This window comes from Mycolicibacterium alvei, from assembly GCF_010727325.1.
Classification (GTDB): domain Bacteria; phylum Actinomycetota; class Actinomycetes; order Mycobacteriales; family Mycobacteriaceae; genus Mycobacterium; species Mycobacterium alvei.
In genome coordinates this window covers 5298107-5315379 of record NZ_AP022565.1, presented here as the reverse complement: position 1 = coordinate 5315379, position 17273 = coordinate 5298107, and the positions used below count along the sequence as shown (strand labels likewise).

Below are 17273 nucleotides of genomic sequence, written 5' to 3'. Positions count from 1 at the left end.
CTTGGCTCGCTCGGTTAACTAGTGTGTGCGGCATTACCCGCGCGGACGGTTGTGGCCGCCAGAGTGCATCGGAAGGCGAAACCATGAGCCGACGCGCCCTGTTCGGGATCGCCGTTGCCCTGTGCACGGTGTTGCCGCTGGCGGCCTGTTCAACCCTGGTGGGCGGTACGGCAGTGTCGGTGTTCAGCGATCCCTTCTCGGTTGCCGGCATGCCCGCCACCGACGGTTCGAGCGGTTTGCGCCCCGACGCCGAGAAGCCCACGCGCCGGGTCACCAACGGCGACGGCGGGACGATCGACAATCTGGCGGCCGGTGCTGTCAGTGACCTTGAGCAGTACTGGTCGGACGCCTACTCCGAGGCGTTCGAAGGCGAGTTCAAACCGGTGCGCGCGCTGATCTCCTGGGACGCCGAGAGTTTCGGCGACGCGTTCTGCGGGCTCGAGACCTACGGACTCGTCAACGCAGCGTTCTGCAAACCGGATCAGACCATCGGCTGGGACCGGGGCGTCCTGATGCCCAGCTTGCGCCGGCAGAACGGCGACATGGGTGCGGTCATGGTGCTCGCCCACGAGTACGGCCATGCGATCCAGCAGCATGCCGGACTCGTCAACCGCAACACGCCCATATTGGTCGCCGAGCAGCAGGCGGACTGTCTGGCGGGAAGCTATATGCGATGGGTGGCCGAAGGTAATTCCCCGCGGTTCTCGCTCAGCACGGCCGACGGGCTCAACAAACTGCTGGCCGCCGTGATCGGGTTCCGGGATCCGCTGCTCACCGAGGCCGAGGCCCGGGTCGGGATCGACGAGCACGGGTCGGCGTTCGAGCGGATCTCGGCCTTCCAGTTCGGGTTCACCGACGGGCCCGCGGCCTGTGCCGCAATCGACGTCAAGGAGATCGACCAGCGGCGGGGCGACCTCCCCGTCCTGCTACCCGAAGACCAGAGCGGCGACCTGGACATCACCGAGCACTGGGTCCGCTCGGTGGTCGACGCGCTCAACATCCTCTTCAAGCCGGCCATTCCCCCGCAGCTCAACTTCCGGCCTGAGACGGCAGCAGACTGCCCCAGCGCGCAGCCCAGCCCCCCGGCCTCCTACTGTCCTGACACCAACACCATCGTGGTCGACCTGGCCGAGATGCAAGCGCTTGCCTCACCGTCCGACGAGGTCGAAGTGGGCGGCCTGGCGGGCGGTGACAACACCGCGTTCTCGGTGCTGATCTCCCGTTACGCGCTGGCCCTTCAGCAGGCCCGGGGTCTGGTGCTCGACAACGCCGAAGCGGCGCTCCGCACCGCCTGCCTGACCGGGGTGGCCACGGCCAAGATGACCAAGCCCGTGACCCTGCCCAATGGCGACACCATCCTGCTGACCGCGGGCGACGTCGACGAGGCGGTATCAGGCATCCTCACCAACGGATTGGCAGCCAGCGACGTCAACGGCGAGTCGGTGCCCTCGGGGTTCGCCCGCATCGACGCGTTCCGGGTCGGCATCCTCGGCGACGAGGAACGTTGCCTCAAGCGCTTCGCGTGACTGCTCAGACCACCTTCGTAGTGCCGTACCACGCAAGTACCGCCTCGGATTCGTCGGTAGAGCGGGTCAGCACCGCATAGGACCGGATGAACGACTCGCCCACACAGCCGTCGATCTTCACCCGGAAGTTGCTGATCATCACCCACGGCTCGGCGCCCTTGAACTCCTTCTTGGCCACCGGGATGAGGTTGATGATGCCGGGCTTGAGTCCTACCGTGATGCCGCCGCCGATGTTCGCACCGACTCCCGGCAGGATGCCCTCGGGCCAGGGCGAGATCATATCGGTGCCGAGAATCCCGATCGAGCTGTTGAGTCCGGCGGTGCCCGTCAGCGAGACGCCGTTGGACGTGCTCATGTCGATGCCGCAGCCGATCTGGTAACCGGCCTCCAGGGTGCCGCGTGGATCATCACCGGTGTCGGGTCCGGTCATCGCACCGCGGTAGGTTCCGCCGACCACGTATTCGCGCGAGGACACCGCTGTCGTCAGAGGCGACACCACGGCCTGCGTCTCGTCGGCGGCCGACACCGTCAAGTTCCAGTCATCCGGAGTCTTGAGGGTGGCCGGTGCGGTCGACTCAACCAGATCGGCGGCCGCCGGTTCGCCCGGTGCGGGCACTACATCGGCAACCATCTCGACGTCGGGAGCGACGGCGGGATCGGCCCACGCCGGCGCGACCGACGCCGCGCACGCCACAGACACGGCGCTGAGCAGTCCCAACGAACGAATCAACACAAGCGGCCTCTCGTTACAGTTCCCCGCGGGAACAGGACTGCCTATGTAATTACCCGACCACTGCCCCCCGCCGGCACTCAGGTGGGCATTTTCAGGACGAATCCACACTCCAGCGCCACCCAGCAGGCGCCGTCGGGGCCGATCGCCAACCCGTGCGGTTCGCTGCCGGGCGGCAGGTCGATGGTCACCACCTCGCCCTCGCCGCTGATCCGGGCGATCTGGTCGGCACCCCACAGACTGACCCACACCCCGTCGGTCGGGTCGGCGACCACCGCATGCGGCTTGCCCGGCAGGTCCAACTCCTGGATGGCGTCGTTGACCGGGATTCTGCCGACCTTGTCCGCACGGATCTCGGTGAACCACACGGCATCGTCATGGGTGGCCGCGATACCGACCGGACCCGCTGCGGCAGTGGGCAATTCACGCACAGTGAGAGATCCGTCAACGGTCAGCCGGCCCACCGCGTCGGTCTCGTTGAGCGTGAACCACAACGCATCGTCGGGCCCCTTGGTGATCATCGACGGCATCCCGCCGACCGCTGTCTGGCAGCTGATCTCACCATCGACGCCGATCCGGACGATCTCGCCCGATGACATCGTGGTGAACCACAGTGCGTCGTCGGGGCCCGCGGCGATACCGAACGGCGCACTGCCCCGGGGTAATTCGAACGAACTCAACTCCCCCGTCGTGGTGATCCGGCCGATGCGATCATCGCCGGCGCAGGTAAACCACAGCGCCGCGTCCGGTCCGGCCGCGATGATCGACGGACGCGAGGATTCCCCGACCGGGTAGGTGGTCACCTCGCCGGTGGCCGAGACCCGGGCGATGGCGCCACCGTGCACCAGGGTCACCCACATCGCCCCGTCGCTTCCGGCAGCCAGCGCGTACGGTCCGCCGTCGAGTTGAACTTTGAGCGCGTTACTCAAGCCAGCGCCACCAGGCCCAACTCGTTGTCAGCGGTCAGCAGCCGATGGTGCGGTAACACCCGGACGGTGTACCCCACCGGCCCGGCCACCGGCAGCGGCGTGCTGGTCGAGAACACCTCGGTACCACCGTCGGCCGAACCGGTGTGCGCCATCGGCACGGTCACCGGGTCCACGATCACGTCGCCGGAGTCCACCCGGCCCAGCACGGCCTGCACCGTGACTTCATCGGGTCTCAGTCCGGCCAACTGCACCGTCGCCGTCAGTGTCAGCTGCGAGCCCAACAGTGGCGTATCGGGGAGGCCGTAACTGTCCACATCGGTGATCTGGATCTTCGGCCAGGCGTCCTGGGCGCGGCGCCGGTAGTCAGCCAGTTCGCGGGCTGCGCCGAACGGCTCGCCGGAGGTGGATTGGACGGTCTCGCGCAACGACCGCGCGGCCGGCAGGTAGTACTTCTCGGTGTAGTCGCGCACCATGCGCGAGGCAAGCACCTTCGGCCCGAGCACCTGCAGCGTGTGGCGCACCATCTCGACCCAGCGGGTCGGCAGCCCGTTCTCGTCACGCTCGTAGAACTTGGGCGTGACCGCACGCTCGAGCAGGTCATACAGGGCGGCGGCCTCGAGGTCGTCGCGACGGGACTCGTCGTCCACCCCGTCGGCGGTCGGGATCTCCCACCCGTTCTCGCCGTCATACAACTCGTCCCACCAGCCGTCTCTGATCGAGAGATTCAGCCCGCCGTTGAGCGCACTCTTCATCCCCGACGTACCGCAGGCCTCCAACGGCCGCAGCGGGTTGTTGAGCCAGACATCGCAGCCCCAGTACAGGAACCGGGCCATCGACATGTCGTAGTCGGGCAGGAACGCGATCCGGTGCCGCACCTCCGGCCGGTCGGCGAACCGCACGATCTGCTGAATGAGCGCCTTGCCACCGTCATCGGCCGGATGCGACTTGCCGGCCACGATCAGCTGCACCGGCCGCTTCTCGTCGAGCAGCAGTTTCTCCAGCCGCTCCGGGTCGCGCAGCATCAGCGTCAGCCGCTTATAGGTCGGCACCCGCCGGGCAAAGCCGACCGTCAGCGCCGACGGATCGAAAGCCGTTGCGATCCAGCCTAGTTCGGCCTCGGACGCACCACGCTCCAGCCAGGACCGACGCAGGCGGTCACGCACATCGGCGATCAACGTCTCGCGCAACTGCGATCGGATCCGCCACATATGACTCGCGTCGACCTCCTGCAGGCGTTCCCACACCGCCGGCTCGGCAGCCTCAGATCCGATCAACTCGCGCCCCAGGGCCAACCACTGCGGTGCTGCCCAGGTCGGGGCGTGCACACCGTTGGTGATCGAGCCGATCGGCACCTCGGCGCGGTCGAATCCCGGCCACAGATCGTTGAACATGCCTCGGCTGACCCGACCGTGCAACAGCGACACCCCGTTGGCCCGCTGTGCCAGCCGAAGACCCATGTGCGCCATGTTGAACTTCGACGGATCGTCCTCGACACCGAATGCCACCACCCGCTCCAACGGCACACCGGGAAGAAGGCGACTGTCGGGCGGTCCGCTCCATTGATGCTCTTCGCGCGAGCGCTCATCGGCCGGGCTGCCGAAGTAACGTCTGATCATCTCGACCGGGAACCGGTCGATCCCGGCGGGAACCGGGGTGTGCGTGGTGAACACCGTCGACGAGCGCACCACGGTCAACGCCGTGTCGAAGTCCAGCCCTGCGGCGACCAGTTCGCGGATCCGTTCGACCCCGAGGAAGCCGGCGTGTCCCTCGTTCATATGGAAAACCTCAGGGGCAGGCAGGTTTTCGATCTCGGTGAAGGCGCGGATCGCCCGCACTCCGCCGATACCGGCCAGGATCTCCTGCCTTATCCGGTGCTCCTGATCGCCGCCGTACAGCCGGTCGGTAACCCCGCGCAGTTCGTGCTCGTTCTCCGGAACGTCGGAATCGAGCAGGAGCAGCGGAATCCGGCCCACCTGGGCAATCCACACCCGGGCCCGCAGCTCACGGGCATCCGGCAACGCCAACTCCACCAGTACCGGCGCTCCGGATGCGTCGCTGAGCAGACGCAACGGCAGCCCCTGCGGGTCGAGCGACGGGTAGGTCTCGTGCTGCCACCCCTCGGCGGTCAGGGACTGCCGGAAGTACCCCGAGCGGTAGTACAGGCCCACCGCGATCAACGGCAGTCCCAGATCCGATGCGGATTTCAGGTGGTCACCGGCCAGGATGCCCAAGCCACCCGAATAGTTGGGCAGCACCTCGGCCACACCGAACTCCATCGAGAAGTACGCGATACCCTTCGGCATCTCGACCCCGTCGTCGAGCTGCTGCTGGTACCACAGCGGACGGCTCAGATATTTGTCCAGGTCCGCGGCCAGCTCATCCAGGCGGCCCAGGAATGATTCGTCGCCGGCCAGTTCGTCCAGTCGTTGCGGACTGACCGCACCCAACAACGCCACGGGGTCGCCATTGGTCTGCTGCCACAGCTCGGAATCGAGCACAGCAAACAGATCCTGAGTGGGCTTGTGCCAGGACCAGCGGAGATTGATCGACAGCCGTTCCAGCGCCGCCAACCGCTCGGGAAGGTGCGCGCGGACGGTGAACCTTCTGAGGGCTTTCACGCGACCCAACCTTACTGACAATTCCGTCTCGTGCAGCGGTGAGCGCGGTGGTCAGGTCGCGCTTCACCCCCGCGAGATTGGGCAGCCCACTACGGTGGGTATGAGACGCGACAAGGCGAGTGCACACAGACAGCCGCTTGACCGAAGACGACGTGAGGAGTGGATGGGTGGCCGGTCGTATCGGGATTGACGACGTCGCGCCAGTGATCTTCGGCGGACAGTACCCGGCAAAAGCCGTGGTCGGTGAGGTGGTGCCGGTACGGGCCACGGTGTGGCGCGAGGGCCATGACGCGGTCTCGGCCAACCTGGTGGTGCGGTATCTCGGGACGGACTACCCACGGCTGACCACCGAAGCCGACACCGCCACGGTGCCGGTGTCGATCAGCATCAAGCCGCAGACCCTGCCGATGTCCACCGGACACACTCCCGATATTTTTCATGGCCAGTTCACCCCTGACACCGTCGGATTGTGGACGTACCGGGTTGACGGCTGGGGCGATCCGCTGGCCACCTGGCGCCACGCCGTCGAGGCCAAGCTGGGTGCCGGTCAGAGCGAAGCCGAGTTGTCCAACGACCTGCTGATCGGTGCGCGTCTGCTGGAGCGCGCCGCGGCCGGGGTTCCCCGCAAACTGCGCGATCCGCTGATCGAGGCCGCCGCGGTACTGCGCACTCCCGGGGACCCGTTCCGGCGCGCCGGCGCGGCGTTGTCCGATGAGGTCGGCGAGCTGCTCGAGCAGTACCCGCTGCGCGAGTTGGTCACCCGCGGTGAGCAATACGGGGTCTGGGTGGACCGGCCGCTGGCCAGGTTCTCCTCGTGGTACGAGATGTTCCCGCGGTCCACGGGTGGCTGGGACAAAGCCGGCCACCCGGCGCACGGCACGTTCGCCACCGCCGCCGAGGAACTCCCCCGGATCGCACGCATGGGCTTCAACATCGTCTACCTGCCGCCCGTCCACCCGATCGGCAAGGTGCACCGAAAAGGACGCAACAACGCGGTCACCGCCGCGCCGGACGATGTCGGGTCGCCGTGGGCCATCGGTAGCGACGAGGGCGGCCACGACGCCGTGCACCCAGCGCTGGGCACCATCGACGACTTCGACGACTTCGTGGCCGCCGCCCGCAAGCAGGGCATCGAGGTGGCCCTGGATCTGGCGCTGCAGTGCGCACCCGACCATCCTTGGGCCACAGCGCATCCGGAGTGGTTCACCGTACTCCCCGACGGCACCATCGCCTACGCGGAGAATCCACCCAAGAAGTACCAGGACATCTACCCGCTCAACTTCGACAACGATCCCGCTGGCCTGTACCACGAGGTGCTGAGGGTCGTGAGGTTCTGGATCTCACACGGCGTCAAAATCTTTCGCGTCGACAACCCGCACACCAAACCGCCGAACTTCTGGGTCTGGCTGATCGCCGAGGTCAAGAACGAGGATCCGGACGTCCTGTTCCTGTCCGAGGCCTTCACCCGACCGGCCCGCCTCTACGGGTTGGCCAAGCGTGGCTTCACCCAGTCCTACTCGTACTTCACCTGGCGCACCACCAAGTGGGAGCTCACCGAGTTCGGCAACGAGATCACCGCGAACGCCGACAGCGCACGACCCAGCCTGTGGGTCAACACGCCCGACATCCTGCACGCGTCGCTACAGCACGGCGGTCCGGGCATGTTCGCGATCCGAGCGGTACTGGCCGCGACCATGAGCTCGTCGTGGGGCATGTACTCCGGCTTCGAACTGTTCGAGCACCGGGCCGTCCGGGAGGGCAGCGAGGAGTACCTGGACTCCGAGAAGTACGAGCTGCGTCCCCGCGACTTCGCCGCGGCACTGGCCGAGGGGCGCTCCCTTGAGCCTTTCGTGTCCCGCCTCAACGAGATCCGGCGCCTGCACCCGGCCCTGCGCCAGCTGCGCACCCTCACCTTCCACCACGTGGACAACGACGCCCTGCTCGCCTACAGCAAGTTCGACCCGATCACCGGAGACACCGTGCTCGTGGTGGTCACGCTCAACCCGTTCAGCGCTGAGGAAGCCATGTTGTGGTTGAACATGGAGGCGCTGGGTATGGAATCACATGACCGGTTCTGGGTACGTGACGAGATCACCGGCGAGGAATACCAATGGGGGCAGTCGAATTACGTCCGCATCGATCCCGCCAAGGCGGTGGCGCACGTGTTGAACATGCCGCTCGTACCCTATGAGCAACGACTGGGCTTGCTACGCAGGGAATGAGAACGAGATGACGAGAAGCAACCACCTCACCGACCTACATCTGCGGCCCGACCCGTCCGACATCCAGCGACTGCTGATCGGGCAGCACCACGATCCGCATTCGGTGCTCGGCGCCCACGAATACAGCGGCCGGACCGTGATCCGGGCTTTCCGGCCACATGCCACCAAGGTCGTCGCGGTGATCGGCGGTGACCGATTCCCCTTGCAGCACATCGACTCCGGGCTTTTCGCGGTATCCGTTCCGTTCACCGACCTGGCCGACTACCGCCTGGAGATCGGCTATCCCGGCGCCGACGAAACGATCTTCACCCACACCACCGCCGATGCTTACCGGTTCCTGCCCACGCTCGGTGAACTCGACCTGCACCTGTTCGCCGAGGGTCGCCACGAACGCCTGTGGGAGATCCTCGGCGCACATCGGCGCAGCTTCACCACAGCCGACGGGGTCGTCGAAGGCGTGTCCTTCGCGGTGTGGGCACCGAACGCCAAGGGCGTCAGCGTCATCGGTGATTTCAATCACTGGGACGGCAACGAGGCGCAGATGAGGGTGATGGGCTCGTCGGGGGTCTGGGAGTTGTTCTGGCCCGGATTCCCTCCCGACGGTCTGTACAAGTTCCGCATCCACGGCGCCGGTGGGGTCACCGCCGATCGTGCCGACCCGATGGCATTCGCCACCGAGGTGCCGCCCCAAACCGCATCGCGGGTCACCTCCAGTTCCTACACCTGGACCGACGCCAAGTGGATGGCTCGGCGCGCAGCGCAGAACCCGGTGTTCGAACCGATGAGCACCTACGAGGTGCACCTGATGTCCTGGCGTCCCGGACTCAGCTACCGGCAGCTGGCTACCGAACTCACCGAATATGTTGTGGAACAGGGTTTCACCCATGTCGAACTGCTCCCGGTGGCGGAGCATCCGTTCGGCGGATCGTGGGGCTACCAGGTCACGTCCTACTACGCGCCGACCTCCCGATTGGGAACCCCCGACGACTTTCGGTACCTGGTGGATGCGCTGCACCGCGCCGGGATCGGGGTGCTCGTCGACTGGGTCCCGGCCCATTTCCCCAAAGACGCCTGGGCACTCGGCCGCTTCGACGGCACCCCGCTCTACGAGCATTCCGACCCGCGCCGCGGCGAGCAGCTCGACTGGGGCACCTACGTTTTCGACTTCGGCCGACCCGAGGTACGCAACTTCCTGGTCGCCAACGCGTTGTACTGGCTGAAGGAATATCACATCGACGGCCTTCGGGTGGACGCCGTCGCCTCGATGCTCTACCTCGACTACTCGCGCCCCGAGGGCGGTTGGACGCCGAACATCCACGGTGGCCGGGAGAACCTGGAGGCGGTGCAGTTCCTGCAGGAGATGAACGCCACCGTGCACAAGGTGACCCCGGGAGTCGTCACCATCGCCGAGGAGTCGACCTCCTGGCCCGGTGTCACCCGCCCGACCAACCTTGGCGGCCTTGGCTTCTCGATGAAGTGGAACATGGGCTGGATGAACGACACGCTCGACTACGTCAGCCATGACCCGGTGCACCGCAGCTATCACCACCACGAGATGACGTTCTCGATGCTGTACGCCTTCAGCGAGAACTATGTGCTACCGATCAGTCACGACGAGGTCGTGCACGGCAAGGGCACGCTGTGGAGCCGGATGCCCGGCGACGACCACGCCAAGGCCGCAGGCCTGCGTAGCCTGCTGGCCTATCAGTGGGCCCACCCGGGCAAGCAACTGCTGTTCATGGGTCAGGAATTCGGACAGCGGGCCGAATGGTCGGAGGAACGCAGGCTGGATTGGTTCCAGCTCGATGAGCAGGGCTTCTCCGGTGGCGTGCAACGGTTGGTCCGCGATCTCAACGGGATTTACCGCCGCCGCCCCGCGCTGTGGAGCCGCGACTCCAGCCCGGAGGGCTATTCGTGGATCGATGCGAACGACTCGGCCAACAACGTGCTGAGCTTCCTGCGGTTCGGCGCCGACGGTTCCGTGTTGGCCTGCGTGGTCAACTTCGCCGGCGGCGAGCACCGCGAATACCGGCTGGGTCTACCGCACACCGGTGACTGGCAGGAGGTGCTCAACACCGACGCCACGATCTACAACGGGTCGGGCATCGGGAACATGGGCACGGTGCAGGCCACCGACGAACCGTGGCACGGTCGTCCGGCGTCGGCAGTCATGGTGCTGCCGCCGCTGGCGATGCTGTGGTTCGAGCCCGCCTGACGGTTTTCTCGGACTGCTAGTACAGCGCGTTGGCCAGATTGCGACGGCCGGCGATGACCTCGGGGTCGGCCGGGTCGAACAGGTCGAACAACTCGACCAGCCGGGTCCGCACCTTGGTCCGGTCGTCGCCCGCGGTGCGCTTGATCAGTGCGATGAGCCGATTGAAGGCCGCCGACACCTCTTGGGCCAGGACCTCGGCGTCGGCAGCGGCGAGGGCGAGGTCGATGTCGTCGGGAGCCGCGTCGGCGGCGACCATCGCGTCGGGACTCGTCGTACTGGCACGTTCGAGGAACGCGATCTGGCGCACCGCGCCCTTGGCCTCGGCGTGATTGGGCTGGGCGTCGAGAATCGCCTGATATGCGGCCGATGCCGCGGCGAAGTCACCTTCGTCCAGGAGGGTCCGGGCCGCGGCCAACTCGGGGTCGACCTGCTCCTCGCCACCGTCGCCATCACCGTCACCGGATCCGGTCAACTTGCCCGCGGTTGCTTCGAGCAGCGAATCGACCCAGCGCCGCAATTCCTCGGTAGGTTGCGACCCCTGGAAGCTGGCGATCGGCTGTCCGCCCGCGAGGGCGACGACCGTCGGCACGCCCTGGATGCCGAACATCTGCGCCACCCGCGGAGTGGTGTCGACGTTGACCAGCGCCAGCGACCACTTGCCGTTGTCCGCCGCAGCCAGACCGGCCAGGGCATCCCCCAGCGCCGCGCTGGACTCGCTGCGTGGCGACCACAAGAGCACCACCACCGGCACCTGGCCCGAGCGGACCAGTACCTCGGCTTCGAAGTTGACTTCGGTGACCTCGGTGGCATTCGGGCCGCCGGCTGCACTGGGGCCCGTACCGCCCGATGCGGCGGGCCGCTGCTTGAGTGCCGATAGGTCAACCGCACCGGCCAGCGCCGGACCGACAGAAGGTCGTGGACGAGTCACGCCGACAAGTCTGTCACGTTGTTTCCGGGACAGCCCGGGCCGGTTGTGTCACCGACGCCGAAACCTCGCCCGAGGAGATACGGGCAGTCCGATCAGCCCACATGACGAAGATCACACTACCCATCGGCACAATGCTGGCCAGCAACGCCAGAATCCAGGTGCCGATGTCCCATTTACGGGCCACGCCGACCAGTACGGCGGCCACCACGAACGCGAGGAATACGCCGCCGTGGATAGGACCGAACACCTTCACACCGATCTCGGTGCTCGGAGTGCCCAGGTACTTGAAATACATGCCGATCAGCAGACCGGCCCAGCTCACCGCCTCGGCAAGGGCGATGAGCCGGAACCAGCCGGCGATCGTGCGCAGGTCGAAGGAGCGTGTCATGGCCGCCATTGTGCCGGAACCGGCGGCCAGCTACTACGTAGCGTCGTTGGTAGCTACGGGCGACGCAGGATCAGGGCATCACCCTGGCCACCGGCACCACAGAGTGCGGCCACCGCGTAGCCGGACCCCTTACGGGCCAGTTCCAGTGCCGCATGCAGCGTGATGCGGGCACCCGACATGCCGATCGGGTGGCCGATGGCGATCGCGCCGCCGTTGACATTCACCTTGGCCGGGTCGACGCCGAGTTCCCGGGTCGAGGCCAGCGACACTGCAGCGAACGCCTCGTTGATCTCGAGGACGTCCAGCTGATCGATGCTGATGCCCTCCCGCTCGACCGCCTTCTTGATCGCATTGGCCGGTTGGCTCTGCAGCGTGGAGTCCGGACCGGCCACCACACCGTGGGCCCCGATCTCACACAGCCAGTCCAGGCCCAGCTCCTGTGCCTTGGCCTTGCTCATCACCACGACCGCAGCCGCACCGTCAGAGATCTGCGAAGACGAGCCGGCCGTGATGGTGCCGTCCTTGCGGAAGGCCGGACGGAGTCCACCCAACGATTCGGCGGTCGTGTTGGCCCGGATGCCCTCGTCCTCGGCGAACTCAATCGGGTCGCCCTTGCGCTGCGGGATCGACACCGGCACCACCTCGTCGGCGTATACCCCGTCCTTCCACGCCGCGGCGGCCTTCTGGTGCGACTGGGCAGCAAACTCGTCCTGCTCGGCGCGGGTGAATTTGTCGTCATCATTGCGCTGCTCGGTGAGCGCGCCCATCGGCTGATCGGTGAACACGTCGTGCAGACCGTCATAGGCCAGGTGATCGACCAGCGTCGCATCGCCGTACTTGTAGCCCTCACGGCTCTTGGGCAGCAGGTGCGGGGCCTGGCTCATCGACTCCTGCCCGCCGGCGACGACGACCTCGAACTCGCCGGCCCGGATCAGCTGGTCGGCCAGCGCGATCGCGTCGATGCCTGACAGGCACATCTTGTTGATGGACAGCGCGGGCACGTCCCACCCGATGCCGGCGGCCACCGCGGACTGGCGAGCGGGCATCTGGCCGGCGCCTGCGGTGAGCACCTGGCCCATGATCACGTAATCGACCAGCGAAGCATCCACCTTCGCCTTCTCCAGGGCGCCGCGGATCGCGATCGCACCCAGGTCACTGCCGGAAAAATCCTTCAGTGAGCCCATCAATCTGCCAACCGGAGTACGCGCTCCAGCAACGATCACCGATGTGCGAGATTCCGCAGTCATTTCCTACCTCCAAAGCCTGGTTCCAAGAGCTGTGTGGGCGATCACACATACGCAAACGCTCAGGTAGAGGTTACCGTTACGTTATGACCGCCGATCAGGTTGATACCCGTACCGCACTGGCTTCCGCGCTGGTGACGGCGATCGATCACGTCGGTATCGCCGTTCCCGATCTGGATGCCGCAGCCAAGTGGTACCACGACAACCTCGGCATGATCGTCCTGCACGAGGAGATCAACGAAGAGCAGGGCGTGCGCGAGGCCATGCTCTCGGTGCGTGGTGCCCCCAAGGGCAGCGCCCAGATCCAGCTGCTGGCCCCGCTGAACGAGAAGTCGACGATCGCCAAGTTCATCGATCGCAGCGGCCCCGGCCTGCAGCAGCTGGCCTACCGGACCAGTGACATCGATGCACTGAGTGAGCGCCTGCGCAGCCAGGGAGTTCGGCTGCTCTACGAAGCCCCCCGCAAGGGCACTGCGAATTCGCGGATCAACTTCATCCACCCCAAGGATGCCGGCGGCGTGCTGATCGAGCTGGTCGAACCGGCCGCGGATTCAGAGCACTAGGACCACTTTCTCGTCGGGCCGCGGTTGGCCCGATTCGCCCAGCAGGCGGTGTGCCAGTGCCTGCGGTCCTCGACATCGCCGATATCGACCGGCAGCACCACCACGTGCGCGGTCGCCACGCGAATCTCGTGGTCGCATCCTGGGCACCGATAGACCTTCACCGCACGCGAGGCGGCAACCGCCCGCACCTCGTAGTCGTAACCGTCGGGCCCCGTCTCGACGCGACGCGACGGCGGCAAGGGGGCCAACCGACGGTGTTCACGGGGCCGGCGACGCATCAGAACAGCCGGTATTCGTCGCTGTCCATGCCCCGCATCTGGTCATAATCCAAAGTCACGCAACGGATTCCACGGTCAGTAGCCAGCGTTCGGGCCTGTGGTTTGATCTGCTGGGCGGCGAATACTCCTGCCACCGGGGCCAGCACGGTGTCGCGGTTGAGCAGGTCGAGGTACCGGGTCAGCTGTTCCACACCGTCGATCTCACCGCGACGTTTGATCTCCACGGCCACCGAACGGCCCAGCTCGTCACGGCACATCAGGTCCACCGGACCGATCGCGGTCGGATACTCGCGCCGTACCAGGCTGTACCCGGCGCCGAGCAACTCGACGTGCTCGGCCAGCAGTTTCTGCAGATGGGCCTCCACGCCGTCCTTGACCAGGCCGGGATCGACACCCAATTCGTGGCTGGAGTCGTGCTCGACGTCCTCGACGGTGATCCGCAGCTGCTCACCAGCCTTGTTCTCCACCACCCACAGCAGAGGTGCGCCGTCCCCGGATGATTCCGGAGCCGACTCGACGACCCAGCAGGGTGGACTCATCCAATTCAGCGGCTTATAGGCACGGTCGTCGGCGTGGACACTGACGGAACCGTCGGACTTGAACAACAGCAGCCGGCGGGCCGATGGGAGGTGGGCGGTCAGCCGCCCGACATAGTCGACGGTGCACTGGGCAATCACGAGGCGCACCCGATCCACCTTAAGGGCATGGGCAACGAACTAGGCTGACGCCACAATGAAAGCCGACAAATCGCTGGCGCGGCAGCTGGGTCGAGTCCTTGAGGGCGTCACGCGCCAGAACAGCAGGCTGCCGAACACACCGGAATACGGATCATGGGTGCTCGGCCAGGTATCGGAGAGCCAGCGCCGTCGCAGGGTGCGTATCCAGGTCATTCTCACGACGTTCGTGATCCTCGTGAACCTGCTCGGCATCGGCATCTCGATGATCATCGTCACGTTGCTGTTCCCGACTCCGGATGTGTTCGATCCGACGGTCCGCTGGATCACCTTCATCGTGGCCCCCATCTATATGGTCGCGGCGTTGATCGTCGGGGTCTTCTGGGCGACGACCCGGGTGATCGACAACGTGCGGTGGGCGATCGAAGAGCGACCACCCACCCTCCAGGATCAGCGGAACACGTTCTTCGCTCCGTTCCGGCTCACTCGCGTACTGCTGTTCCTGTGGGGAGCAGGCACCGCGCTGTTGACGACGCTCTACGGTCTCGCCGACACGGACTACATTCCGAAGTTCCTACTGGGCATCAGCTTTCCCGGCATCGTGGTGTCGGTCAGCTGTCATCTGTTCACCGAGTTCGCACTGCGACCGGTCGCCGCGCAGGCGCTGGAGGCCGGGCCGCCCCCGGTCCGGCTGGCTCCGGGCATCATGGGCCGCACCATGGTGGTCTGGGCGCTGAGCTCAGGCGTACCCATCCTCGGCATCATGCTGGCGGCGGTGTTCGCCGTGACGCTCAATACCCTGACCCCGACCCAATTCGCTTACGCAGTCATCGGTCTCGGCTCGTTCGCGTTGATCTTCGGCTTCCTGCTGATGTGGATCCTGTCCTATCTGACCGCTACCCCGATCCGGGCGGTGCGTGCCGCCCTCAATCGCGTAGAACAAGGCGATCTAGACACCAATCTGGTGGTGTTCGACGGGACCGAACTCGGCCAGCTGCAACGCGGTTTCAACTCGATGGTCCACGGTCTGCGCGAGCGCGAGCGGGTCCGTGACCTGTTCGGCCGTCACGTCGGCCGCGAGGTCGCCGCCCTGGCCGAACAGGAGAAGCCCGTCCTCGGCGGCGAGGAGCGCCACGCCGCAGTGATTTTCGTCGATGTCATCGGCTCGACGCAGCTGGTGACCACGCGACCTGCGGTCGAGGTGGTCGATCTGCTCAACCGGTTCTTCGCGGTCATCGTCGACGAGGTCGACAATCACCGCGGTCTGGTCAACAAGTTCGAGGGTGACGCAATCCTGGCCGTGTTCGGTGCGCCGGTCTCACTGCCAAACGCCGAGGATGAAGCCCTGGGAGCCGCACGGGCGATCGCGCGGCGGCTGCGTACCGAGGTGCCCGAGCTCAAGGCAGGCATCGGGGTGGCAGCCGGCCAGGTGGTGGCAGGGAACGTCGGCGCCAAGGAGCGCTTTGAGTACACCGTGATCGGAGAGCCGGTCAACGAGGCCGCGCGGCTGTGCGATTACTCCAAACAGGTGCCCGGACACCTGGTGGCATCGTCGGACACGGTCTCCAATGCGTCCGAAGCCGAAAGTGCCCGTTGGTCACTGGGCGAATCGGTGACCCTGCGGGGTCTGGGCGAGCCGACCCGGGTGGCCGTACCGACCTAACCGGCGCTCCACTGCCGTGCCGCGTCGACCGCTTCGTCGAGGGTCCGGAACACGATGGTGTCGTATTCGTCGCGCCGCTCGGCGGGCACCACGCGACCGTCCGGGTCGACGAGGCACGCCTCCTTGCCCACCCGGGACAGGCTGGCGCGCATTCCGGTGAGCATGCCGCGGGCGGCGTCGTTGATGTCGTCGACCCGCGTGACGTCCAGCACGGCCACCTCGTACTCGTCGCGGTCGTGCTCGGCGGTCCGCAGCACCTGCTCTGCCCCGGCGAACAACAGATCCCCCTGGACCTCGTAGACCCGGATGCCCGGGCCCGCATCGAACACCGCCCGCAACGTCGACGACGACTCCCGGGTCACGCTGAGAAAGTGCAATCCCAGCTGCGAGGACAGGTTTCGGCACGTCTGTACGCCGCGCACACTGTTGCCGCGAACATCCAGACGTGGAGAGTAAACGCCGATGCCGAGTTGGCCGGGCAGCACCGCCACGATGCCACCACCGACCCCGCTCTTGGCGGGCATGCCCACGGCACTGACCCAGTCGCCCGCGGCGTCGTACATCCCGCAGGTCACCATCACACTCAGGGTGCGCCGCACCACGTTCGCCTCGATGACCCGCCGGCCGGTCAAGGGGTTGAACCCGCCCCGCGCCAATGTGGCGGCCATCCGGGCCAGGTCCGTACTGGTCACCCTGACCGAGCACTGCCGGAAGTACACGTCCAGCACCTCGTCTGGATCACCGTCCAGCACACCGAAACTGGCCAACATGTAGGCGATAGCCCGATTCCGGTTGCCGGTTGCCTTCTCCGAGGCGTACACATTCATGTCGATCTCGAGCCTTCGCCCCGCACACGCCGAGTAGAACTCGTGGATGCGGTCGAACCGCTCCTCGGTACTGGCGCCGGGGATCAAGGAAACAGCGGCAATCGCACCGGCGTTGATCATCGGGTTTTTCGGCGTCTTGGTGACGTCGTCGACGCTGATTTCGTTGAACGCTTCACCGGAGGGTTCGACACCGATCTTGGCGTCGACGGCATCCTGGCCGATCTGGCCGAGCGCCAGGGCATAGGTGAACGGCTTGGAGATCGATTGGATGGTGAATTCAACTGCGGCATCGCCGGACTCGTAGACATAGCCGTCCGAGGAAGACAAGCTGAGCGCGAAACCCTCGGGGTCGACGTCGGCAAGTTCGGGGATGTAATTCGCCACGGCGCCATCACGCAGATCGACCTGCTCGGCACGAATCCGGTCCAGATAATGCTGCACCAACTCGGCCACAGGTCGGAGTCTAGC

General features: G+C 66.1%; 14 protein-coding genes. 5 read left to right on the top strand and 9 right to left on the bottom strand.

Annotated elements, in window-relative coordinates:
* Positions 1-83: 83 nt before the first annotated feature.
* Complete coding sequence (locus G6N44_RS25415) at positions 84-1526, top strand: neutral zinc metallopeptidase (RefSeq protein ID WP_163668830.1); 1443 nt, start codon at positions 84-86, stop codon at positions 1524-1526.
* Positions 1527-1530: 4 nt separating this feature from the next.
* Here the strand turns inward: G6N44_RS25415 and G6N44_RS25410 are convergent, their stop codons facing one another.
* From G6N44_RS25410 to G6N44_RS25400, 3 genes are all read right to left on the bottom strand, one after another.
* Complete coding sequence (locus G6N44_RS25410; protein WP_235682872.1) at positions 1531-2259, bottom strand: MspA family porin; 729 nt, start codon at positions 2257-2259, stop codon at positions 1531-1533.
* A gap of 77 nt (positions 2260-2336) precedes the next feature.
* Complete coding sequence (locus G6N44_RS25405) at positions 2337-3185, bottom strand: Vgb family protein (RefSeq protein ID WP_163668828.1); 849 nt, start codon at positions 3183-3185, stop codon at positions 2337-2339.
* The gene (locus G6N44_RS25400; RefSeq protein WP_163668826.1) at positions 3182-5803 is read right to left on the bottom strand and encodes a glycosyltransferase family 1 protein; all 2622 of its coding nucleotides are present in this window, start codon (positions 5801-5803) and stop codon (positions 3182-3184) included. The genes G6N44_RS25405 and G6N44_RS25400 overlap by 4 nt, the downstream gene beginning before the upstream one ends.
* 167 nt (positions 5804-5970) lie before the next feature.
* Between G6N44_RS25400 and G6N44_RS25395 the strand changes: the two genes are divergently transcribed.
* Together G6N44_RS25395 and glgB are read left to right on the top strand one after the other, a co-directional pair.
* Complete coding sequence (locus G6N44_RS25395) at positions 5971-8025, top strand: alpha-1,4-glucan--maltose-1-phosphate maltosyltransferase (RefSeq protein ID WP_163668824.1); 2055 nt, start codon at positions 5971-5973, stop codon at positions 8023-8025.
* A gap of 7 nt (positions 8026-8032) precedes the next feature.
* Entirely contained in the window at positions 8033-10240 is a 2208-nt protein-coding gene (gene glgB / locus G6N44_RS25390) for a 1,4-alpha-glucan branching protein GlgB (RefSeq protein ID WP_163668822.1), read from the top strand.
* A gap of 16 nt (positions 10241-10256) precedes the next feature.
* On the opposite strand, the gene G6N44_RS25385 is transcribed toward glgB, so the two are convergent.
* The 3 genes from G6N44_RS25385 to G6N44_RS25375 are packed head-to-tail and all read right to left on the bottom strand — an operon-like array spanning position 10257 to position 12803.
* Positions 10257-11168: a tetratricopeptide repeat protein gene (locus tag G6N44_RS25385; protein WP_163668820.1), complete on the bottom strand. Its 912-nt coding sequence runs from the start codon at positions 11166-11168 to the stop codon at positions 10257-10259.
* 13 nt (positions 11169-11181) lie between these two features.
* A complete protein-coding gene (locus tag G6N44_RS25380) occupies positions 11182-11565 on the bottom strand; it encodes a DUF3817 domain-containing protein (RefSeq protein ID WP_179964440.1) in 384 nt (127 codons plus the stop codon).
* 44 nt (positions 11566-11609) lie between these two features.
* The gene (locus G6N44_RS25375) at positions 11610-12803 is read right to left on the bottom strand and encodes an acetyl-CoA C-acetyltransferase (RefSeq protein ID WP_163668817.1); all 1194 of its coding nucleotides are present in this window, start codon (positions 12801-12803) and stop codon (positions 11610-11612) included.
* Between the two features lie 83 nt (positions 12804-12886).
* Between G6N44_RS25375 and mce the strand changes: the two genes are divergently transcribed.
* Positions 12887-13363 (top strand): methylmalonyl-CoA epimerase, encoded by a 477-nt coding sequence (gene mce, locus G6N44_RS25370; protein WP_163668815.1) that lies wholly within the window; start codon positions 12887-12889, stop codon positions 13361-13363.
* Here mce and G6N44_RS25365 read toward each other — a convergent pair.
* Positions 13360-13641: an Rv1322 family protein gene (locus G6N44_RS25365; protein WP_163668813.1), complete on the bottom strand. Its 282-nt coding sequence runs from the start codon at positions 13639-13641 to the stop codon at positions 13360-13362. The genes mce and G6N44_RS25365 overlap by 4 nt on opposite strands.
* Entirely contained in the window at positions 13641-14327 is a 687-nt protein-coding gene (gene nucS, locus G6N44_RS25360; RefSeq protein ID WP_163668811.1) for an endonuclease NucS, read from the bottom strand. The genes G6N44_RS25365 and nucS overlap by 1 nt, the downstream gene beginning before the upstream one ends.
* Before the next feature lie 46 nt (positions 14328-14373).
* Between nucS and G6N44_RS25355 the strand changes: the two genes are divergently transcribed.
* The gene (locus tag G6N44_RS25355) at positions 14374-15978 is read left to right on the top strand and encodes an adenylate/guanylate cyclase domain-containing protein (protein ID WP_163668809.1); all 1605 of its coding nucleotides are present in this window, start codon (positions 14374-14376) and stop codon (positions 15976-15978) included.
* Here G6N44_RS25355 and glsA read toward each other — a convergent pair.
* The gene (glsA, locus tag G6N44_RS25350) at positions 15975-17258 is read right to left on the bottom strand and encodes a glutaminase A (protein ID WP_163668807.1); all 1284 of its coding nucleotides are present in this window, start codon (positions 17256-17258) and stop codon (positions 15975-15977) included. The genes G6N44_RS25355 and glsA overlap by 4 nt on opposite strands.
* Positions 17259-17273: the final 15 nt, after the last annotated feature.